The following is a 21520-nucleotide window of genomic DNA, read 5'->3' as shown; positions in this document are numbered from 1 at the left end:
TCTATAAATACGTTTTTATCTATAGGTATCTCACAGCCTTTGGTTAATATTATCAAATATAAAAGTGTCATGATATTGTCGCGGATCTGTCGTGGTAAAATAGCTCATTTTTAACCATAATAAGTAAAGTGATGTGCAAGTTATTTCAAATCATGAAGCGCTTAAATTGAAGCTAATGAAACTGCTATCTCGATTGAAGAAAAGTAGTACATATGCCTCAATATCAATCCGGATAAGTCTCTCACATGAAGGGCTTGTACATCCTATTAAATAAATTCTAGTAGTACTTAGTAAGCTAAGCAGGAGGAAAAAACATGCATCTCTTCTCACGAAAGAACCTGGCGATTACCGCACTTATGATGATGCTGCTGTGCGCACTGATGCTGTTTAATGGAGGCAGTTCCGCTTATGCAGCCACTTCGCATGGAATTTCAGCGAATTCACATGCTGTAACAAATAGTACTGTAAGGCCAGCAGTGCCTGCTGGATGCCCATCCGGCTATTTCTGCATCTACCCGACTTCAAGCTGTTCAGGAACACCATCGAATACGTACTACTATTATGGTACCTATAAGCTTTACAACCAGTATGGCAACCACTGCATCTTTAACAACCAGACCGGTTCCGCGGTTGTCTGGTATTGTACTGACAGCTATGGCAATACTTGTCCGTCGTACTCCTGGGCCGGTGCATGGGGGGATGTTGATCTTACTCCGATCAACTCTATCAAACTCGCTCCATCATTGTAGACCAGGTAACGTCTAAACTGCCGACCCTCTCCTGATAACAAGGAGAGGGTCGGTTTGCTAAATCAAAGAAACACGAACCTACGGAATCGTGTTTCTTTATGAGAGTCTGCCGGATGTGGTAGGTGATGACGTGGTGTCCGCCTGCTCGTTATCGGGGTCTTCGCGCCGGGGGCGGCGGACATCAGAGAAGAGCAGCAGGATAAAGAGGAGCGCTACCCCGACGGAGATCGCAGCATCGGCTATATTAAATATATAGAAGCGAAAGCCGATCTGGGGGATGCGGAAATAGATGAAGTCAACCACGTAGCCGCCACGAATAAAGCGGTCCAGGATGTTGCCGGCCGCGCCGCCCAGGATCAGGCCGAAGAGGATCTTGTAAACCAGGGGTCCACGGCGGAAGAGGCGCCAGTAGAACGAGATCAGCACCACCAGCGCCACCACGATCAACACGGCCAGCAACGCGGGGTTGGTCAGCAGGCCCATGGCCGAGTTCCAGTTGCGCACATAGTAGAGCGACAGATAGTCGCCCAGCAGCGAAACGCTGCGTCCACTATCCGGCGGGCTCAGGTGCTCCACCACCTGATTTTTGCTCCATTGATCAAGAAGAACCACACAGATAGCGCTCAACAGTGCAATCAGGTGGGAGATAAGTTCATTTTTAGTCTTCATGGCGCTCCATCCACTCATCATAATATATCTATCTTTTATCACAGGCACAGCTGAAATGCAATCAACCATCTGTGGGAGAAGCGGATGGAGGCACGGCATCGGCGAGCTGGAGCATCTGGGCAGCCAGCTGCCTGAAGGTGTCACGCAGCTCAGGTGGCTCATGAATGACAAAGGGCAGGTTGAGCGACATCAGGTAGCGCGCCTGACCTTCTAGATGATCGTACTGGCACTCGAACATCACACCATTAGCGGTAGGCGTCAGTGTACCATAAGTCGAGGGGATACGCTGCTGCAGCGTGTAGAGCGAGGTCTGAAATTCGATCCGGATGCGGTAGCGCGCCTGCGTGCCAGCGGTATACTGCTTCGCCACATAGGCCCGGCAGTCAAACTCCTCCTCGCGCTCAAACGGCTCGTCCAGCGGCTCGACCCGCTGAATGCGGTCGAGCCGGAACGTGCGCATATCCTGGCGCAGGCAGCAGTAGCCAACCAGGTACCAGCGACCGTCCCAGCCCACGATCCCATAGGGCTCGACCTTGCGCTCTGTACTCTGATCACGCGTGGAACGATACTCCAGGAAGATGCGCTGTCGTTGACCCACCGCCTCGCTCAGGGTGATCAGCAGCGACACATCGGGTCGTCCATCCTGCTGCGGCGAGAAGAAGAAGAGGTGGGAAGAGATAGCCTGCAGACGGTCGCGGGCCCGCAGCGGCAGCACGCGCGACACCTTGGCCAGCGCCCCCTCCACGGCCACCGCCGACTGACCGATCTCCAACCAGGACGTGCCGAGCAGGCCCAGCATAATGGCTGTGGCCTCCTCCTCCGTAAAGAGCAGCGGCGGCAGCTTAAAACCGGGACGCAGCCGGTAGCCACCGTGGCGGCCGATGTTCGACTCGACCGGGATACCCACATCCTGCAGGTGCATGATGTAGCGCCGAATGGTGCGCACATCCATCTCTAAACGCGCCGCCAGCTCCGGACCTGTAATCGACGGCCGCGCCTGCAGCAGCTCAAGCACCGCCAGCACACGACTGGTCGGATGATACATGCTTCCACCTCCACATGTAATTCAATTCCAATCAGGAATCCTCTTTGAGGGCCAATCTCAACATTTTTAAGGATATAGGATGTATGCCAGCGCGTCAAGAATGGACACATGGCGGCTAAATCTTCTTCGCCTGCTCGTCTATTTTAGTAGAGGCTTCGATACTTTATGTGTAGACCATAACTATAAGAATACGTTACCATCGATCGCTCAGGGAGGATGCGGGTTCATGGATACTATATGGATCTGGTTGCTGATTGTGTTCGTGCTTATTTTCGCGCCCGCTTACCTGGGGTCGCGCTACAGCCAGCGCCGGGCAAAGCAACAGATGGATGAGACCTGGCATGGGGATGCGCGACCGGGCTCCGGCAGGCCGACATATCGTATGCCGACGATCCAGATGGAGCGCTCGCCACTACTCTACCAGCAGATCAGCCAGGCGCGGGAGCAGCGGCAAGGCCTCATCGCAGCCTTCCGGCCGGTGCAAGCGGCACTGGTCGAGACGCTGGCGCGGCCCCAGGCATCCCTGCTCTCCGTGCTGGAGCAGCGCGCCATCGCGATCTACCACGAGCAAGAGGGGGCTAGCTGGCACGAGGCCACCCGATCCGTCAGGGAGCTCGCCGCCATGTATGGCGCTCAATCAAGCGAGCACGAGCCTGCGGTCACAGCCCATGCCGATCCGATGGTGATGTATCTTCTGCTACAGGCGCACAGTCGTCGGGATGCCGAGCTCTACTTCCGCAACTGCACGGGCGCGGGACCCGAGGCCGCGCAGGCCGTCATCCAGCAGATCGAGCAGATGATAGAGAGGAGCGATGTCGCTCCTCTTGAACAAGGCGAACGCGATCCTGATCCCCTGGCGCTCGATTTCCTGCTGCGCGCCGGCTACAGCCTGCTCGCCATCCGCTACTATCGCGACTGCACCGGCACAAGCCTGCCGAGAGCTCGTGAAGCCATTCAAGAGTATCAGGCCCGGCTCGTCAAATAGAAAGGTCAGTCCTCATCCTTTTTCCGCAGCGCAGCGATAAGCTCCTGAGAACTCTGGACGGAACGGGTCAAGAAATCCGCGATGGCCTCAAGCTGCTCATCGCTATAGGCGGACAACAGGTCCTGGAAGGTCTCTTGCACCGAGTAGAACATGCGGTTGAGCTCCTCCATGCGCTCAGGATCGGGCTCCACAATCACGCGGCGCCGGTCATGGGGATCGCGCACGCGCCGCACCATGCCCTTGCCTTCCAGACGATCGAGCAGACTGGTAACCGAAGGGGTCGTCAGGCCAGTCTGAGACGCGATCTCGCCCGCCGTCATGGACCCCAAACGTCCGAGCAGCGAGAGCGTCTTCTCTTCCGTCGCCCCCAGCCCCATACGATCAGCCATGCTGGCATGAAAAAAGACGGCGATGGTACTGCTCTCACGGCTCGCCCGCAGCACAGCGGCGATAAGTTGCTCTCGCTTCGACTGATCAGAAGCGCGCTGACCTGACATAACGATCCTCCACAGATAATGCAGACACAGCCACTACCTTCTGAAAGCGGGGAGGGGCCAGTGCAGATACTACCTTGCCAACCCCCATTCTATCACAGCCTCAGCCAGCGATACGAAGCCTTACAACTATAAGAAAAAGAGGCTGAATCTTTTCCTTTATATCAGCCGTAATCAATCCAGAAGAGATATACGCATCTATATAATGTACACTATGCTTTTTCTTATGTTGATCTTTTGAAAGAGGGGTAACGTTATGGTAAACAATACTCTGGCGCCCCGGCAACGACCAGTTGGGGTTACAATCATTGCGATCCTACAAGCAATCGGTGGCGTGCTTGAGATTCTGGGCGGTATTTTCCTTCTGAACGTCAGCACAGTAGCGGCTATCATCCCTATCGTCCTGGGTATAATCGCCCTGGTTCTGGCATGGGGACTCTGGACGCTGAAACCCTGGGCCTTCTGGGTTACCGTGGTGCTAGAGGCCATCAACCTGATTTCTGGCATCATCTCACTGGTCACCGGCAACGTTAGTGCTGCGGCAGTGATACAGACCATTATCGCCCTCGCGGTCCTGATCTACCTGTTCGCCGACCGCAATGTGCGCGCCGCCTTCCGCACGTGATCATTACAAAGGACAACTCGTAGCATATACAAAGAAGAGAAGCAATGCCTGAAAAAGAGCATTGCTTCTCTTCTTTGTACGTAACCTCATATCTTCTCGAAGGAGGCGATGCGGCGCTTGAAGACGGCGGCGAACCGATCCGCCTCGTAGGCATGGACCAGCATAGACGTGATATCCTGGCGATAGCGAATCACCACCAGGCTGGCCAGTTCCCAGCCTTCCATGCCATAACGTCTGGTCGCCTCTTCTACCTCGGTAGTCGCGAAGCCGACGTGCAGATACTCCCATTGCTCCATAGAAATAACTCCTTCAAAACTAGCCTTTTTTAAGAATAGACGCGACGAAGCATAAAAGATAAAATATCCTCGATGATCGATGCAGAAAGGTTTGAAATGCGTACCTTTTTGTACTACCACATTATGATGGCGGGAAACACGCCGTCCTCAACACATACATATGGTAAAAGTTACGACAGCCAACGTAAACTGATAGGGAAGGCGGTAATTGTGTATGCCTCCGGGAGTTGAAACAGCAAAGGGGAGATGACGTGGCGATTTCGCGCACGGCAGATGAATGGCGCGCACACTGGCAGACACGGGGCCAGGAGTGGCGCACAGAGGCGGAGATTGACGCGCAGAGGCAGGTAGAGCTCAACGCGTGCCTGGAACGAGAAACTGATATCGAACGGGGGCTCTATCCCTTCAAAGATGTTTCACTCAACCGAGCGGATGTGGAATGGCTGCTGGCCCAACAGGAGCAGCGGAATCAGTCAGGAGGTCCGTATGGGATCGATCTGCGCGCCGCCGATCTACGACGTGCCGATCTGCATGCCTTGCCGCTGACAGGCATGCGTGGCGCGCTGCGGTGGGATGAGTGGACACAGGCCACCGCCCAGCAGCGGGACTGGGCCCGCGCTAATTTGGAGGGCGCCGATCTATCACAGGCGCAACTTGAAGGCGCCGTATTGAACCGCGTCAATATACAGCATGCCAGATTGCGCGGTGCCTGTCTGGATGAGGCCGATCTCAGCGAAGCACATGCGCAGGGGGCATACTTCGATAAAGCCTCGTTGCGGCAGGCCGACCTGCGCAAGATACAGGCTATAGGAAGTTCATGGCAGGACGCACAGGCGGAGCGGGCCGATTTCAGCGAGGCATCGTTGCAGGGCGCGGAGATGACGCGGGCCAATCTACGTAACAGTAACCTGCGCAAGGCATCGCTGCAGCAAGTTGAGCTGAGCCACGCTACCCTCACCGGCGCCTATCTGCACGACGCCGAAATGCAGGAAGTCACGCTGCAACGCGCTCGGCTGGACGAGGCCGATCTTAGCCTGATCTATGCAATGGGCGCCAATCTGCGCCAGGCCAGCCTCAAAGGCGCCTACATGCGCGGCGCGCACCTTGAGGGGTCTGATCTGACCCGAGCGAGCCTGAAGGGTGCCGATCTCAGCCGGGCCCACCTGGCAGGCGCAACCATGAATGCGGCCACCCTGGATCGTCAGACGCAGCTCACCGACATCGAACTGACGGGTTCCGGTTATCAGCGCGCCTCGCTGGTGGACATCTCCTGGGGGGACGTCGTGTTGAGCCGCATAGACTGGAGCACGATGACTCGCGACAAGAACGCGCACGGGACACGTGGTAGCATGCGAGAGGCTAGTGAGGCCACGTCGCTCCGGCAACATTCCGCTAACAGCCAGGAAGCGCTGCGCTCCTACCGCCAATTGACCCTGGTCCTCAAACAGCAGGGACTCGATGAGGACAGCGCCCGTTTCGCCTACGCCGCTCACCAGCTGCAGCGCGAACTCTACTGGCGGCACCACACCTACGGTGCCTGGTTCTGCTCGCTGCTGCTCGATCTGCTGGCGGGCTATGGCTATCGCCCATGGAGGCTGCTCGCGGCCTACGCGCTCATCATCCTGAGCAGCACCCTGGCCTATTTTGTGATCGGCAGCTTCTCAGCGCCCCACCTGACCCTGCTCGACGCGGCCTTGATCAGTGTTACGGCCTTTCACGGGCGCGTCTTCTGGGAGGATGCCACGCATCCCTCTCGTCTACGCCTGTGGATCATGGCAGCTGAAGCGCTGGCCGGACTCGTTATCGAGAGCGTGCTGATCGCCGTCCTGGTGCGGCGGCTGATGAACCGGTAGCCGCGCGGGTCAACGTTCTATGGACGGGCACAGGCGCGCGCAGGCACGGATAAGCTGCCAGGTCGCCCGGGCATCGGCCAGCGCCTGTGAGCCATGGATGGGGCGCTTGATGCGCAGCTGCAGGCAGGCATCAGCCAGGCACTGCCAGTGAAACGAGCCCGAGCGGCGTCCCGGTTCGGCCCGGTACTCGGCATAAGCGTTCATCACGCACTGCCAGCAATAGCTGCTCATCTCGATCTGGCGCAGGGCCGCCGTGCGCACCAGGACCTGCGAGTTGTAGACCGCGCCATAGCTGATGATCAGCCTCCCGTACAGCACATCCTCCAGCTCGTTCCAGCGGGCCGTGAAGATGGTGCGCTCATAGGGGTCTACAACGCTCAGGTCACGCGCCCTCAGGACGAAGGGATTGAACAGGCGATCATACAGCGTGCGCCCTTGGGAATCAAGGACCGCGATGGCGATCGCTTCGGAACTACGGCCGGCGAACTCAAGCGTTTCAGTGTCCAGTATCACCCAGTCCGAGCGCTGCAACAGGCTCTGGCACCAGAGCGGAAACGCCTCGGAGATAGGGGTCACATATTGGGTGGTCATCTCACATCATCCTCTCTACCTACCACACATCATCATCAGGGCACACTACCTCACGCCATAGCCGGGCTGCGCCACCCAGCTGGCCTTGATCTCGTAGTACAGCTCCTGCCTGACCGCCTGCGCAATCAAATCACGCAGATGGTCCGAGGCGATCCCGGCCAGAATCTGGCCAGCCTCTTCCTCGCTCATGACTACCTTCAGGCGACGCGCATGATCCACCAGCTCACGCGGATCCTCCAGGGGGATGCCATGCACGTAATCCAGCAGGCGATGGTTATCGGCGCTCGACAGCGGATCATCGACGCTGCGCAGGGGCCGCTCGGGCTTCCAGTCCGGCATGATCTGCTGCCCATCGCGCGGCTCTTCCATCTGGGGGCCAGCCTCCGCCTCCTGCTGACGCAGCTGCTGGATGTGTTCGACCATATTCACCACCTGGCCACGCAGGTCGGTGAAGAACAGCGGCATGCCGTTGGGGCGCTGATTGCAGTCGGTGCGCCTGAACTGAATTTCGCGCAGCCGCTCGTAGGTCTCCTGCATCATCTCGCTCAGGAACAGGTCGGGATCGGTCAGCGTATACTGGTCCTCGACCTCGTTGATGCGCAGCAGGTGGCGATAGAGCGTGGTGGTCTGTCCGCACGAGGCGTGGAGAGCCATGTCGTTGAATTCGCGGGCGATGCGGTGGATGGTTGCCTTCGCCTGGATGCCCAGCACGGCGTCGCTGGCCGCTCGGCTCTCGGCCAGCACGGCGTTGATGCGTTCGCGCTCCCTGGCCCTGGCGCTCCCGAGCCGCCTGCCAGTATCTTTCGCCGTTCGCTCGCTGGCGCAGCCCTGCTCACCTGCTGGCGCGGCGCATCTCTCCAGCATCTCATAGCTCGCTCGCTGGCTCTCAGCGATTATCCGTTCGCTGGCTCTGGCAAGGCAGGCGGCCGCTGAGGCAGGACATTCCCCATGCTGGCAGACTTGAGCATCACATACCACGCCATCGGTCGTGCTGGAGGAGAAGAAGCCCGGTGGAAGGACACAATCACTGACACATTCGGCTTCCTGGGCATGGGTGTCTTTCGAATTCGAGTTCGAGATAGTAATATTATTATAGTTATTATTATATTTATTACTCGAATTCGAATTCGAAAGCGCGCAAAAAATTGACATCCATGACATATCGGGCCGATCTGAGCTCAAAAATGGCGCGGACACATCCGTTCCATCCATCTGAGCATCGATCGATGAGACATTCGCGTCACCATCTCCATCCGCGTGTAAAACAGGCAAAGCGGCTTCAGGGGCGTCCTCAGAGGCTGTTAAACGCGATGTCATAGATGTCTCGGACATGGTAGCAACGGATGCCTCAGTTGTGACACATCTGTCCCGCAACCCGGTCGTGTAGTCTTCTGTCATAGACACCGATGTCATAGGTGATCCGGTCATCGCTTCCGCAACATCAGCATTTGGGACAGATGTGTCCACCAGAATATCGGCGCGTGGGACATTTGTGTCGTCCAAAACGTCGGCAGGTGAGACATTTTTGTCCGCGGCTAATGGAGAAGTGGCCGCTCTTGCATAATCATCAAGGGGACAGGATGACAGAGATGTCGCGACAGGGATTGTGCTGTGACAGGCGCAGGTGTCCTCCGGCGACCCTGATCGGAGATGTTCTCGAATCAGGGCCGCGATAGCGTTGAGGAATGGCGTGCAGTCATAGCAACGGTACTTTGTCTTTTTGCCATTTTCGTCAAAGCAGGGAGTCATATGCAGCAACCCGCTCTTCTTGAGCGCCTGCAGGTTGCGCCACGTCTGACGTTCGGAGAGGTGAAAGTGCTCGGCCACGTCGGCCAGCTTATAGCAGGTGGCGGGCCGGATGTGCTCCCCCACGAACACGATCCAGCGCACAAAGGCCATGCCCCATTCGCTAATGCTGGTTTTGTGGTAGAGCGTCTCGATCAGGCGCAGGAAGCGCAGGGTATCGATCGCCTCGATAGGCCGATCGGCGCGCTTCCGCCAGTCCGGCGCGGGCTGAGGATGATTGTAGCTCAACGCCTCTTTATCTTCAGTGACACATCTTGACTTCACTGGCACCCTCCTCCCATCTGATAGCAAAAACAACGCGCGAGCTCAGGAGGTAATGACAGATGTGTTACTACACACGATTTGCCTTTCTTGACTGTCAATATTGTCAATGGTATGCTTTGCATAAGAACGCGGTGTCGGCCGAGGTTAGGTTCTCACAACACAATCCTCGTGCTGACACTCTTCCTTTCTATTCACGTATCGTGAAAATGTATCAGGTGAATGAATCGGCCTGTACAGCGTCTGCCGTCGGCAATCAGCACAACATTGTTAGCTGCGCATCCAGCGATCTGGCGACCATGTCTGATAATGACCGGGCACGTTAACAAACAACCAGCAGAGGATAAAATGGGCAGGCCAGGCATGCATAACGCCTGGATAGTACTATTGTGGTATGGCTCAGGTTAAGAACGTAAGAAGAATAAGACGTTTCACATCTTGTCGGCCACGCAACGCGTGCATAAAATATGGCACCGGCTGTCCCATCCCTACTCCCAACCTATCTACATACCCGAATGAACAGGCCGATGAAGCGCAATGGAGAATTTCCAGCCCGTGGGCCTTTTCCTCAAAGAATGCATCGCCCAAAAAACCACAAAATCACATTTATTCCCATGCTAGATGCTATTACCTGATGTATCATACCATCTAGCCAGTACAAAAATCAATCATCTCATCGCTCAATTCTCGGCCATCTGTACTATAAGCCGAAAAATCATTAAATTTGAGGAGTGTCCATAAAACTCATTCGTTTTCTTATCATGTATTACTATTTTCTGGCATCGATATAAGAGGAAATGCGACTATAAACAACAAAAACGAGCAGCGCATGCAGTAGCCTTCTCCTGTTTTCTTCAAATACGACCAGGTCCCTGTAGCAGGGACCTGGTCGTATTTGAAGAAAACAGGACTTTCTAACCATCGAAATTCATGCTATACTCTAAATAATAAAGATGAATGTATCGCCATAAAGGATATGTAAACAATGCCTCTTTACGATTATATTCCTTATGTTGCCACGGCCGCTCAGGCGAATGCGCTTGGTCTGAAGCGGCCTGAAAGCAGGTAAAGCGCGCGTTCGGCTAACATTGTAGCCGTGGGGGCACAGGAGCCACAAGCGGCCTGACGACCTCAAGGATCGTAGCTACAATGTGACCTTTTCTTCTGCTGTCCGCCTCTATCGACCTCCGCATCTTCGCCACAGGGCACTTCTCGTTGCATGGGTGCCTGCGGCTTCTTTGTGCTCTCCACCTGTAGCTGCTCCACGACACGGCATGGGAAGTGTCCCGCTCTATTGTCGTGTGTATCGCGCTTCCCGCAAACAAGAAAGGATGGACTACAGGTGTCTACCGTCTCTCAATCATCAGAGCCAACACAGCAAAATGATAGCAGCAGGCCGCCGAGGTCGCTGTGGCGCAACGCCAGCTTTCTGACCCTGCTCGGTGGTCAGGGGATCTCGCTCACCGGAACACAGGTAACCCAGGTGACGCTGCCGCTGCTGCTGCTGGCGATGACAAACTCGCCCGCCATCGCCGGTGTGGTGGCCTCCATCGGCTCGCTGTCGCTGCTGCTCTTCTGCCTGCCGGCCGGTGCGCTGGTGGATCGCTGGGATCGCAAAAAGGTGATGATCGTCTGCGATAGCCTGAGCACGTTGGGACTGGTCAGCCTGGCCGTGGCCCTGCTGCTCAACCGGCTGACCCTGGTCCACATCGCGCTGGTGGCCTTCTGCAATGAGTCGCTGGGGATCTTCTTCAGCCTGGCCAATACGTCGGCGCTGCCCGCCGTGGTCGATCGCAGGCAGCTACACCAGGCGCTGAGCGTCAACGAAGTCATCACCTCCAGCGCCAGCACGCTGGGTCCCGCGCTGGGTCCGCTGCTCTTCAGCCTGGGCCGGGCCATCCCGTTCATCGCCGATGCCGCCTCGACGGCGATCTCGGTCTGCTCGCTCTGTTTTATTCGTGTCCCATTTCAGCAGGAGCGCGCGGCTCCGCCCGGCGCGCTCCTGCACGACATCAAGGAGGGGATGGGCTGGCTCTGGCAGCACCGGTTGATCCGCTTCCTGGCCCTGGTTACCTTCGGCCTGATGGCGCCCTGCTCCGGCTACCTGCTAATCATCGACGTGATGGCCCGGCAGATGCACGCCAGCGACGCCGCGCTGGCGCTGATCCTGGCCAGCGGCGGCATCGGTAGCATCGTCGGCGCCCTGCTGGCGGGACCGCTCTACCGCGCCTTCGGCCTGACACGCATGATCGTTGGCTCGGTCTGGGTGTGGGCGCTGAGCTGGCTGCTCTTCGCCTTCGCCCACAATCCCTTTATGCTGGGCGTAGCCAACTCGCTCGGCTTCGTGATCGTGCCCATCTACATGGTGCAGCAGCTCAGCGTGCGCACCGCCCTGACGCCGGACCACCTGCGCGGCCGCATCAACGCCGTCTTTCGCCTGATCGTCTTCGGCAGCCAGCCAATCGGCCTGGCCGTCAACGGCCTGATGCTGCAGTACGCTGGCCCCTACGCCACCATCGCCCTGCTCTTCATCCCGCAGATCATCCTGGCCGTCTGCGTCCTCTTTCAGATCAACTTCCTGCGCCAGATGGAAAAGAGCCTCACCGCCTCCTGATCATGCGCGATCACACAACGCCAGATCGACAAAAGATGCGAAATTTGACCGCATCTTTTGTCGATCCAGCCCACCCCGTATGTTCGGCCCTCATGGCCAATTTCCCCAGCGGAGCATGTAAGCGTCCCTTGACACGAAAACGTTCCCGTAGGCGGCATAGGATTGCGGCCTTTTTGATACTCTATTTCTTCCAAAAAGCAGCAATCCGGCCTTGTACATGCCGCTCTGTTGACGTATGATATGTTGGATTATACATGGTTATACGACCGCTTTTCTCGCTTTTTAGGAACGATATCATACGTGAACGGGGGCGGCATGCACGAGGCCGGATTGCTGCCTAGTCGGCAAGCCAGCATCTTGAGAAAGCCGCAATCCTATGCCGCCTACAGGGAACATGATCTTGCTATGGGACCGTTCACATGCGTTCATATACCGTTTCCAAGGGTTCTCCTTTTCCTTTTTTTGCGCTAAAGTTGAAGGTATTGGTCGTGAGAGCCGAACTTACGATAATATCATTTTCCCGTGAGCTGTCCCATTATTTTAGTTTGATAAACAGTTATATACCGATGTTTTATAATGAGAACGTATTTATTTATTATCAGGGTAAAGTAGCACCGTGAGGTTGTATATGGATATAATCCAATTACCATCGGGGCCGGAAGTATTGCTGTTGAGGACCGATTTTCCGACGGCTGATCCGTTGACAGTGTTCAAATATTGGACGGAGCCGGATCTGCTGGTGGACTGGTGGCCACAGCAGGCGGAGATCGAACCGGAGGTGGGAGGAGCCTATCGTCTGAGCTGGCCGCAGAGGGGCTGGCACCTGCGCGGACGCTACACGATCTTTGAGCCGGGACGGAAGCTGGCCTTCACCTGGCAATGGGATCACACGCCCGCGAGCGGCAAAAAAGTTGTACAGCTGCGCTTCGAGCCGCTAGAGATCACCGGGTCCGGAACACAGCTCACCCTGAGCCACGAACCCTACTCCGACAGCGAGGAGGATCAGAAGCTGCGCATCGACGATCACCTGGCTGGCTGGCTCCATTTCCTCCCCCGCCTGCAACAATTGCTCATCGACTACCCCACGCCGTGATGATGTCCCCAATCTTCTCAATCGAAGAACGCGGTCAGGCGAGCAGCTTCTCGATCTGTGAGCAGTGCTCGCCTTCGTGGGAGGCGAGGTCGCGCACGATGCCGATCAGGCTCTGGGTGCCGTAGGTCTCGTGGCGACCCAGGCGCTGCCAGTCCTCGAAGAAAAGCTGGCGCAGCGTGGCGACGATCTCGATGCGGCGCAGGGTGAAGAGGGTCAGAGACTGGTGGATGTCGCGCTCGGCGTAGTGGGCGGCCTCAGCCCAGCGCCGCTCGTCAAAGGCGACCAGGGGAGCGTCCTGGCGCGTCAGCAACATATAGATGCGCGTGGTGACGATATCATCGACCGCGCGCATATGGGCGAATATCTCGTGCGCCGACCACTCGCCGGGCGCCGGCCTCCGTGTGAGTTGCGCCCTCGTCTTGCCGTTCATGGCGCGCACCAGCCGCTCCGGAATGGCCGCCATGTGCTGCACCAGCTCCACAATCTCATCCTGATCATCAAATGCCATCTCAGACATCCTTTCCTAAACATCCCGATCTACAAATACAAACAAACGGCCACATATTTGGTAAACGTGGGCGGCCGGGCAGGTTCCAATCGGCCGCAAGGGCCGAGCCTCCGGGATGCGTTGCCGTGCGGCGAGGAAAAATCGGCCGCAAGGGCCGAACCTACGTTTTTTGCTCTTATTGTTATGTTATCTCTTATATGCCCTTGCGTGCAATACGTTTTTCACATTGGACATATTAAAGCACGGGAGGGGCGGTATTGCCAACATGTGAGATACTAGCAGAACAATGATGAGAAAGGAATCGGGTGTGATGGATCTGCAGGCATACATCGCTGAGGAGCTGGAACGCTGGCATAATCCCTATCCGCTGCAGCGTATTTTTGGGATGGCGGAGCCGCGATTGATAACGGAGCAGATCGATGCGTTCTGCGCGCGCAAACTGGGAAGCGGCATCGCCAGCACTCTTTTCTATGAGGTCAGCATCGGGGTAGTGTGCGGGCTACAGCTGGTCGATGGGCGACGCATCGTGCTTAAGCTGCTGGGGCCGGATGAGTCGATGGAGCGGCTACGCGGGGTAACGCGCGTACAAGGCTACCTGTTGGAGCAGGGCTATCCATGCACACGGCCGATCTGCGGACCGCTTGCGCTGGCCGATGGGATCGCACTGGTGGAGGAGCTCGATGATCTGGGCGAATATCATGATGCCCATCAGCCGCTGTGGCGCCGAAAGATGGCTGAGCTGCTGGCCTGGCAGCTGCGGCTGCTGAACCGTCCGAGAGAACGTTTCCCGGAGCTGGACCTGGCGCTCTTCGATAAGCGCCTACCAGTGGGGGTATTGTGGGGCAAGCCGCATAGCAATATCTTCGATTTCGAGGCCACGGCGCGCGGCGCGGAGTGGATCGATGCGCTGGCACGCCAGGCGCGGGGGACGCTGGACAACGGGTCCGGCGAGCTGGTGCTGGGCCATGTCGATTGGAGCACCAAGCATATCCGCTATCTCGACGAGCAGGCACACGTGATATATGACTGGGATAGCCTGCAGCTCGATAAGGAACCTGTCCTGGTCGGTCATGCCGCCATGACATTTACCTATATCCCCTTTATGCCCAACATATCCGACTCACCCTCGCGCGAGGAGATGCTGGCCTTTATCGCGGACTATGAGATGGCGCGTGGCCGGCCATTCAGCGCGGAAGAGCGGCGTACGCTGGCGGCCTCCATGACTGTAACCATGGCCTACGGAGCCCGCTGCGAGCACAGCCTGGCCCCCGATGAACGCGACTATCCGGAGGGAAGCCGCCGCGCCATCCTGGCCCGCTATCAAGGGAATTTCCTCCCGCTCTAGCCAATAGAAAAGGACAAATATCATGCTACACAATATCCGGCCGCGTGCCGCCGCCGTCGTGCTGCGCCATGAGAATAGCGAGATCCTACTGGTCCTGCACCGCTGGAGGGGAAGCGGAGATTCCTGGATCTTGCCTGGTGGCGGCCTTAATCCAGGCGAGCGGCCAGAAGAGGCCGCCCTGCGTGAACTCTTTGAAGAGACCGGCCTGCGCGGTCGCAATCCCCGCTTCCTCTTCGAAGGAAGGTATAGCAAAGGCATCTCCAGCACCTTCCTGGTTGAGGTCGATCCCGAAGCCGAGGCCATTTTAGGACATGATCCCGAAGACGTGGGCAAGGCGCACATCGTGCTGCAGGGACTGGCCTGGTTCCCCATTACCGATGTGGCCGAGCTGCCCGAAGTGAAGCGTGCGCTCAAATGCCTGCCAACGCTGCTATCCGATTGACAGGGAAGCGAGCGCAAAATAATTAAAAATAGTTAGAAGAACCTTCTCCGCCTGGCATTGTCAAAAATAGTGCCATCCGTTACAGCGCCGGTCAACTTTGCGCCACGCAGATCAGCACCGCTAAATCTGGTAATCTTCAAATTGGCGTTCCTTAAATCAGCGTCGCGCAGATCGGCGTTGGCAACATCAGCCCCCGTCATATCAGCGCCCACCAGGTACGCCTCTGTGAGATTGGCGCGCGTCAGATTCGCCAGGCTCAGGTTCGCCCCTCGCAGATTCGTCCTCTGAAGATTGGCGGCGGTGAGATCCGCAAATCGTAAGTTAGCCTGGCTCAGATTAAACTGACTCAGATCCATCCGGCTCAGATTGGCCTGGCTCAGATCTGGCAGTATCTGTTGATGCTCCTGGCGCCACCGATTCCAGAATTCAAGCCCCTGTTTTAAAGCATAAATATGAGTTTGATCTGCCATAGCCCACGCTCCTTCCTTAAAAGATGTACTTATTATAAGCATGAAAACGCGCTTAATCAAGCAATGCCCACTGGTCAAAATGTGGTCAAAAAATACCATATATGCAATCAAGCCAAAGAAAAGGTTCTCTTAAGGAAAAATTATATATGTATCTCTTTCCTGATTATATTCTACTATTTTGGCGCTCTGCGCATCAGCTACAGGTATCTATATCTGTAACTGACGCTCCGCACCTGCGGCCGCAGTTGTTTTTTATGCTGGTGCATCGCGTGTGCATCCGCGCACGCGATGCACCAGCATAAAATTGACACGTGGGCACCGCAGGTGCGAAACCTCATGCAGGCCTCAGGCGATGATCATGAGAGTAAGGCACATGCTCAAAAGATATACATATTTTTCCGCATGAGTGGGACGGATGGGTATAATTTAAATTGAAAGGTGTGAAGAGCTTCAAAGAAATGGAATGCTCTAACAACTTATTCGAGTACAAATGACATGAAAGGAAGTCTGGCGATTATGAACAAGGGTATTGGTCCTGCTCTGGCACGCCTGGTTCTCATGCTGCTTACGCTGCTAATCGGCTGCGCCTTCCAGGTCGCGACATGTGCCGCCTGTACACCACCACCGGTTCCCCACGTCCAGCCCAATAGCGTTGTCATTCAGACGCTGGGTCCCAGCCCACAGGAGGTCTTACAGAGCGTGACGCTCAGCGATCCAGCGCTGATCAACCAGCTCTACAACACCATCTATACTCTACCTGTGCTGCCAGAAAATTCAGCCTGTACGCTCGATTATGGTCCCCGCTATGTATTGAGCTTCAAACAGGGGAATCAGCCAGTGGTCGTCGTCACAGCCGAGCGCTTCGGCTGCCGCAAGGTCACTATCGACGATGAAGGGATACAGCGGCACGGCACCGAGGAGTTCTGGAGCCTGCTCGACCAGGCGATCGCGGCCGGAACCCCAACTACCTGATCGTGGCAAGGATGTGTCAAACGCACTTTTACCCGGTGTGGTTGGGCGCCCCCATACAGGCGTCCGCATGCGCGGGCGCGCTGGTATTTTATAATTGGGCGACAGGTGAGCAGTCGCTCACCTGTCGCCCAATTATAAAATACGCTGATGTATATGTTCGTTATATCTCAATATGCATATCAATCAATGCAACATATGGACAAGCTCATACGTATGATTTGAAGTACGGTACTATCCGTCATGGATAACACTACAATTTGAATTGTTATTAAAAAGATGCAAGAACTGGTGAAAATAGTAGCAAAACAAGGAGTTGTGGTATATTATGGTCTCTCCGTTAAACCAGCTGGTTGGACAATCGCTGACCTGGGTGCCTACGGCAACGTTCAGGAGTAGCTTCAGCCTGGTCGCACCGGATAACACAACACTGGCGACATTAGATATGAGCGGCTGGCGCTCGAAAGCGAGCGCCACGGTTCCCGAGGGCTCGCTCTTCATACAGCCACAAGGCTGGTCCACGCGCAATATCGCAGTCTACGCCTTTGAGAACGGTCCGTTGCTTGCTACGTATCAAGGAAAATGGTTTGGGACAAGCGGGCAGCTCTCATTCCCCGATGACCGCGCGCTCTTATGGCATAAAGTCAACTTCTGGGGAAACCAGAAAGCCTGGACCGATCCCGCCAGCGATAGTCCCTACGTCCAGTTCTCTAGCAATGGCTTCTCGCGCAAAGCCAGCGTTACACTCTATCCAGAAGCGGCGGCCCTGCCCGACCTTTCGTTACTGGTGGTCATGGGGCTCTACAATATCCTCATTGAAAGACGCAACGAGGCCGCCGCCAGCGCAGCCACCTCGACATAATCGATCAGATATCGCCGTCAGGCGAACCAGGACTGCCAGGTGGGCCAGTCCTGTACCAGGTGGGCCAGGGCGCTATAGCCAGCGGCACGGGGGTGCGCGCCGTCGTTGGCGAGCGCCTCTTCCCTCCATTGCGCAACCTGGAGCAGGGGAGTGAAGACATCCAGGTAAGGGATGGCCAGTTCCTGGCACAAGAGGGCAAACTGCTCTGAGAGGCTGGCGATGCGCTGATTTTGCTCGTCATCTGGCATGGGAGGCGGTCCGACCATCAGCGTTGGGCATAGCTCACAAGCGGCCCGCAGCATCTCCCTGGCGTGTCGCAGCGACTCCTGGGAGTCCAGGCGCGGCCGCTCATTCTCCAGCACTGTGTCGTTGACGCCGAACGAGAAGACCAGCCGACCGTCGCAGCCATGCGGGAGCCGCGCCTCCACCTCGCTGCGCCAGCGCCGCGCGATCTCCAGGCTGGTCTGACGACGAATGCCCAGGTTGTAGTATGTCACCTCGTGTCCCTGGCTTATGGCAACAGCGCAGACGCGCCCGGTCCATCCCAGGCAGGCCGGGTCGCCCGTTCCATTGACAAACGAATCACCAATAAAGCAGATACGCACATCCTTCACGCAGATCTCCAATCCAGCACGACATCCTTTGCTGTCCGATGCAATCATATATGGCAACTTCGAGACGAAAACCAGCATCTGCTATCCACACGGACAATTTGATCGCCTGACACAGATCACAGACCTGCGCATCGCGGTCACAGATACCACTACCGGCGCGCGGGCGGTATCGGAAGCGCTCAACATTACCGATCCGTAGACCACGATTCGCGCGCTGCACACTACTGTACCACAACTGAACGGGTGCGCGACAGTGGTGTCCTCGCGTCACGTCTGGCCGCGCAGGTGTGAAAACGCATGCAGATCATGGGTAATGATCATGAGGGTAAGATACATTAAAAAAATTGGGTGACATATGATATAAATAGAGCAATAGATAAATAATGAGGGGAAGGGATGTTCTACCTCTATGAACGCTATACTGCAACATATTGATCCCGCGCGCATGCCGGCCATCATTGATGACAGCCTGGTCGCGTACCGCGGCTGGCTGTGTACCGCGTGCGGGGGACAGCTCTACCACGAGCGGGACGTGTGGTGGGCGGATTCGCGGCTGGTCAGGGCCGCGTTTCACATGCAGCCGCCGCTGGACGCGCTCGCGCAGAGCGTTGAGCATGTGCTCGCTTACTTTGCCCGGAGCAACCACGGGTTCCAATGGTTTCTGGGACCCTCGGAGCACTATCAGAGCTACGCGGACGCCTTGCTGGCACACGGCCTGGAGTATGACGAGGAGGAGCCAGGGATGGCGATCGAGCTACAGGACCTGAACGAAGATGCGCCATCAGTCCCCGGTCTTACCATCCAGCCGGTTCGCAGTCTCGCGCAGCTGGAGCAGTGGATTCGAGTCTGGCTGTTCCCCTTGCACGAGGCGGTGATACGCCAGGTCATCGGCTCGTACGCGCGGGTACCGTTCGGACCCGGCAGTCCCAACCAGTTCTACCTGGGTCTGCTGGATGGGAAACCGGTGGCGACCGTGTGCAACTTTTATGACGGGCACGTGGCGGCGATCCATTATGTCGTCACGCTGCCCGAACACCGGCGGCAAGGGATCGGCTCCGCCATGACGCTGCGGGCGGCGCATGAGGCGTGGGCACGCGGCTATCGGGTCGCCGTTCTCACGGCCTCGCCATCCGGACGCCCGGTCTATCAACGCCTGGGATTCCGCGAATACGGCGCCTTCAACACCTACGTCTGGCAGCCAGGAGACAAGGAGCAAGCCTGATCTACTTATTGATTATTCACATCGATATTGCCGCTGATCGTCTTGATGGTAACATTGGCGGCGTTGGGATCATTGCCGCCGCTATTGAGGTGATTGTTGATATCGCCATGCACGGTATTGGTCGCCACATTCGCCACGTTGTCCTGCGGCAGGCGCACGCTGACATCGCCATTCGCGGTCTCGAAGTCATAGCTGCCTTTGGGATCGAGCGAACCATTAAAGCGGATGGAACCATTAAGAGTCTGCAGCTTCGAGCCATCCTGCAGGGTCGTGTTGTTGATGCTGATCTCGCCATCAGCGGCCTGGATATTGAGCTTGCCGGTCACGCCATCAACATCCACCGGCCCCATCGCCATATCGACGGTGACCTGCATCCCCTTTGGCACCGTCACATTAATATCGCCGCCGTCATCTCCAATGCCAGGATCTGGCCTGCCAGGCATGCCCGCCTCTTGCAGCGTGATCACACCATTATCGCTGCTCCCCTTGAGATTGATATTATTGCTGGTATTCACCTGCACCTGGTCCGAGTTGCCACCCCCCTGGATATGCACGTTCCCCCGCACGCCCCGCAGCACCAGCTGGCTCCCGCTGTAGGTTGACGAGGTTGTCCCCGGCTGGTATGCACCATCTTTATGCATATCTATTGAGACATGATGCCATCCCGTGGTGGGGAATGAGACATTGCTGCGCATAGAGGCACCGGCACCCCAGATCAGAGCCAGCACGATGACGATGCCGATAAGCCAGTTGCGCCCGCGATGCCTGCGTCGTGGCGGACGGGGCGTCAGCTTCTCGCCCTGTCCATAGGACGCCGTATATGCATCGCCGATCGGAGCATAGGAATATTCACGCGGCCCGGCGGCCTGCTCGCGCGGATCCTGGTTCACCTCAAGCGGAACCTGGCCTTCAAAATATTGTCGAGGAGCATACGCAGGCTCCTGCGGCCCCTTCTCATCGAACTGGGATTGCTGCTGCGACATGCTCACCCTCCATGCACGCTCTCGCTCGTATCGCGCCAGATAAAAAGCTTTACATGGACCTATACGTTCGGCAGCAGGTTGAGTTACAAAAGTGGTACTCCGCAAGAAACATTCACGTGCGCGAATACGGGTGGCGCAAATCGTAGAGGGGCTTGCCCGTGCGGGCCACGATAACCTGGGGAAGCGCATTCATCACACGGCGATATTCATCGATTGGCATAGCCGGCTTGAGCGCGGCCAGCCAGGTGTAAAAAGCGTGACGATAGCTCAACTGATACCAGCGCGCCACGGCGTCTTTGCTCACCAGCTCGAACAACAGCGCCGTGCGACTGTTCGCGCGGCCCCACATCGCGAAGCTGAGCACTTCATCCCAGGACATGCGCGTCACCACACCCAGAAAACGCGTGCTGATCCCCTGCTCATCGACCTCGATCTCCTGCCGCGATCTGGACTCTGATGCCAGCACGGTAAATACAAAACTGATCAAACAGATCACAAACAGCACAGCCAGAATTACGCCAATAATCATGGGTAATGTGGCATACAATATGGGTGGCTGGGCTGAGTTCACATGACCGTTGCTGGCTACGGCTTTGATGGTGATTGAAGAGGAGTGATGTGATAAGAAAAAGAGGATAATTGGAACGCATACAACCAGTGCCAGCAACCCATAGCAAATGGCCAGAAACTCCAGCAGGATTGTCTTGCTCGGCCTCAGCACGATTTTTACTGGCAGCGCCAGTGCATTGGCGTCTGGCTGTGGCTGCGGCTGCGCCAGCAGAGCGGCGTCACCGGACAGCGCGCGTTGCCGCCGCTGCTCCATGCGTCGATACGTGCGCCTGGTCACAAAAAAAACGGTCCCCAGCAGCAGGGTACAGAAAATAAACGAGCCATACGCGAAGTAGCTGAATCCGCCGATCCTGGTGTAGAAGATGGCCTCCCCCAGCATGAGCAGCAGCAAGGCACCTGCTAGAATAAAGATGAAGCGCTGGTTGCGCTGCATCGGGTCCTTCCTCTGCATAAA

At 56.6% G+C, this 21520-nt stretch carries 23 protein-coding genes; 12 read left to right on the top strand and 11 right to left on the bottom strand.

Annotation, left to right across the window (positions count from 1 at the left end):
• The first annotated feature begins 314 nt into the window (after positions 1–314).
• A complete protein-coding gene (locus KTT_RS21425) occupies positions 315–749 on the top strand; it encodes a hypothetical protein (RefSeq protein ID WP_218030954.1) in 435 nt (144 codons plus the stop codon).
• Between the two features lie 96 nt (positions 750–845).
• On the opposite strand, the gene lspA is transcribed toward KTT_RS21425, so the two are convergent.
• Together lspA and KTT_RS21415 are read right to left on the bottom strand one after the other, a co-directional pair.
• A complete protein-coding gene (gene lspA, locus KTT_RS21420; RefSeq protein WP_160146024.1) occupies positions 846–1418 on the bottom strand; it encodes a signal peptidase II in 573 nt (190 codons plus the stop codon).
• Between the two features lie 61 nt (positions 1419–1479).
• The gene (locus KTT_RS21415) at positions 1480–2463 is read right to left on the bottom strand and encodes a helix-turn-helix transcriptional regulator (RefSeq protein WP_126598039.1); all 984 of its coding nucleotides are present in this window, start codon (positions 2461–2463) and stop codon (positions 1480–1482) included.
• Between the two features lie 226 nt (positions 2464–2689).
• Here KTT_RS21415 and KTT_RS21410 point away from each other — a divergent pair, with 226 nt between their 5' ends.
• Complete coding sequence (locus KTT_RS21410; protein ID WP_126598037.1) at positions 2690–3448, top strand: hypothetical protein; 759 nt, start codon at positions 2690–2692, stop codon at positions 3446–3448.
• Between the two features lie 5 nt (positions 3449–3453).
• On the opposite strand, the gene KTT_RS21405 is transcribed toward KTT_RS21410, so the two are convergent.
• The gene (locus tag KTT_RS21405) at positions 3454–3945 is read right to left on the bottom strand and encodes a MarR family winged helix-turn-helix transcriptional regulator (RefSeq protein ID WP_126598035.1); all 492 of its coding nucleotides are present in this window, start codon (positions 3943–3945) and stop codon (positions 3454–3456) included.
• Between the two features lie 253 nt (positions 3946–4198).
• Between KTT_RS21405 and KTT_RS21400 the strand changes: the two genes are divergently transcribed.
• Positions 4199–4567 carry a DUF2127 domain-containing protein gene (locus KTT_RS21400; RefSeq protein ID WP_126598033.1) on the top strand — a complete coding sequence of 123 codons (369 nt, stop codon included), beginning with the start codon at positions 4199–4201 and terminating at the stop codon, positions 4565–4567.
• An 86-nt stretch (positions 4568–4653) separates the two neighbouring features.
• Here the strand turns inward: KTT_RS21400 and KTT_RS21395 are convergent, their stop codons facing one another.
• Positions 4654–4863, bottom strand: coding sequence for a hypothetical protein (locus tag KTT_RS21395; RefSeq protein ID WP_126598031.1), 210 nt, complete (start codon positions 4861–4863; stop codon positions 4654–4656).
• Positions 4864–5114: 251 nt separating this feature from the next.
• Here KTT_RS21395 and KTT_RS21390 point away from each other — a divergent pair, with 251 nt between their 5' ends.
• Positions 5115–6716 carry a pentapeptide repeat-containing protein gene (locus tag KTT_RS21390; protein ID WP_126598030.1) on the top strand — a complete coding sequence of 534 codons (1602 nt, stop codon included), beginning with the start codon at positions 5115–5117 and terminating at the stop codon, positions 6714–6716.
• Positions 6717–6725: 9 nt separating this feature from the next.
• Here KTT_RS21390 and KTT_RS21385 read toward each other — a convergent pair whose 3' ends face one another.
• Both KTT_RS21385 and KTT_RS21380 read right to left on the bottom strand, forming a co-directional pair.
• Entirely contained in the window at positions 6726–7307 is a 582-nt protein-coding gene (locus tag KTT_RS21385) for a 3'-5' exonuclease family protein (RefSeq protein ID WP_126598028.1), read from the bottom strand.
• Between the two features lie 45 nt (positions 7308–7352).
• Complete coding sequence (locus tag KTT_RS21380) at positions 7353–9377, bottom strand: hypothetical protein (RefSeq protein WP_126598026.1); 2025 nt, start codon at positions 9375–9377, stop codon at positions 7353–7355.
• A 1339-nt stretch (positions 9378–10716) separates the two neighbouring features.
• Here KTT_RS21380 and KTT_RS21375 point away from each other — a divergent pair.
• Both KTT_RS21375 and KTT_RS21370 read left to right on the top strand, forming a co-directional pair.
• Entirely contained in the window at positions 10717–11988 is a 1272-nt protein-coding gene (locus KTT_RS21375) for an MFS transporter (RefSeq protein ID WP_160146023.1), read from the top strand.
• Between the two features lie 628 nt (positions 11989–12616).
• Positions 12617–13081, top strand: coding sequence for an SRPBCC family protein (locus KTT_RS21370; protein WP_126598022.1), 465 nt, complete (start codon positions 12617–12619; stop codon positions 13079–13081).
• 34 nt (positions 13082–13115) lie between these two features.
• Here KTT_RS21370 and KTT_RS21365 read toward each other — a convergent pair whose 3' ends face one another.
• Positions 13116–13598, bottom strand: a complete 483-nt coding sequence (locus tag KTT_RS21365; protein WP_126598020.1) for a DinB family protein — start codon at positions 13596–13598, stop codon at positions 13116–13118.
• 301 nt (positions 13599–13899) lie between these two features.
• Here KTT_RS21365 and KTT_RS21360 point away from each other — a divergent pair, with 301 nt between their 5' ends.
• Together KTT_RS21360 and KTT_RS21355 are read left to right on the top strand one after the other, a co-directional pair.
• Positions 13900–14934 carry a hypothetical protein gene (locus KTT_RS21360; RefSeq protein WP_126598018.1) on the top strand — a complete coding sequence of 345 codons (1035 nt, stop codon included), beginning with the start codon at positions 13900–13902 and terminating at the stop codon, positions 14932–14934.
• Between the two features lie 22 nt (positions 14935–14956).
• The gene (locus tag KTT_RS21355; RefSeq protein ID WP_126598016.1) at positions 14957–15376 is read left to right on the top strand and encodes an NUDIX hydrolase; all 420 of its coding nucleotides are present in this window, start codon (positions 14957–14959) and stop codon (positions 15374–15376) included.
• Between the two features lie 32 nt (positions 15377–15408).
• Here KTT_RS21355 and KTT_RS21350 read toward each other — a convergent pair whose 3' ends face one another.
• Positions 15409–15846: a pentapeptide repeat-containing protein gene (locus KTT_RS21350; RefSeq protein WP_160146022.1), complete on the bottom strand. Its 438-nt coding sequence runs from the start codon at positions 15844–15846 to the stop codon at positions 15409–15411.
• A 516-nt stretch (positions 15847–16362) separates the two neighbouring features.
• Here KTT_RS21350 and KTT_RS21345 point away from each other — a divergent pair.
• A complete protein-coding gene (locus tag KTT_RS21345; RefSeq protein WP_126598012.1) occupies positions 16363–16818 on the top strand; it encodes a hypothetical protein in 456 nt (151 codons plus the stop codon).
• Between the two features lie 325 nt (positions 16819–17143).
• Positions 17144–17677, top strand: a complete 534-nt coding sequence (locus tag KTT_RS21340; RefSeq protein ID WP_126598010.1) for a hypothetical protein — start codon at positions 17144–17146, stop codon at positions 17675–17677.
• A gap of 17 nt (positions 17678–17694) precedes the next feature.
• Here the strand turns inward: KTT_RS21340 and KTT_RS21335 are convergent, their stop codons facing one another.
• On the bottom strand, positions 17695–18291 hold the full coding sequence (locus tag KTT_RS21335) for a GDSL-type esterase/lipase family protein (protein ID WP_218030953.1): 597 nt from the start codon (positions 18289–18291) through the stop codon (positions 17695–17697).
• A gap of 28 nt (positions 18292–18319) precedes the next feature.
• Here KTT_RS21335 and KTT_RS36225 point away from each other — a divergent pair, with 28 nt between their 5' ends.
• Together KTT_RS36225 and KTT_RS21330 are read left to right on the top strand one after the other, a co-directional pair.
• Complete coding sequence (locus tag KTT_RS36225; protein ID WP_160146021.1) at positions 18320–18490, top strand: hypothetical protein; 171 nt, start codon at positions 18320–18322, stop codon at positions 18488–18490.
• Positions 18491–18700: 210 nt separating this feature from the next.
• Complete coding sequence (locus tag KTT_RS21330; protein ID WP_126598008.1) at positions 18701–19513, top strand: GNAT family N-acetyltransferase; 813 nt, start codon at positions 18701–18703, stop codon at positions 19511–19513.
• 5 nt (positions 19514–19518) lie between these two features.
• On the opposite strand, the gene KTT_RS21325 is transcribed toward KTT_RS21330, so the two are convergent.
• On the bottom strand, positions 19519–20496 hold the full coding sequence (locus KTT_RS21325; RefSeq protein ID WP_160146020.1) for a DUF4097 family beta strand repeat-containing protein: 978 nt from the start codon (positions 20494–20496) through the stop codon (positions 19519–19521).
• Between the two features lie 112 nt (positions 20497–20608).
• Positions 20609–21517: a hypothetical protein gene (locus tag KTT_RS21320; protein WP_126598004.1), complete on the bottom strand. Its 909-nt coding sequence runs from the start codon at positions 21515–21517 to the stop codon at positions 20609–20611.
• Between the last annotated feature and the right edge of the window lie 3 nt (positions 21518–21520).

It is taken from the genome of Dictyobacter aurantiacus, assembly GCF_003967515.1.
Classification (GTDB): domain Bacteria; phylum Chloroflexota; class Ktedonobacteria; order Ktedonobacterales; family Ktedonobacteraceae; genus Dictyobacter; species Dictyobacter aurantiacus.
This window is presented reverse-complemented; position numbering and strand designations above follow the sequence as displayed.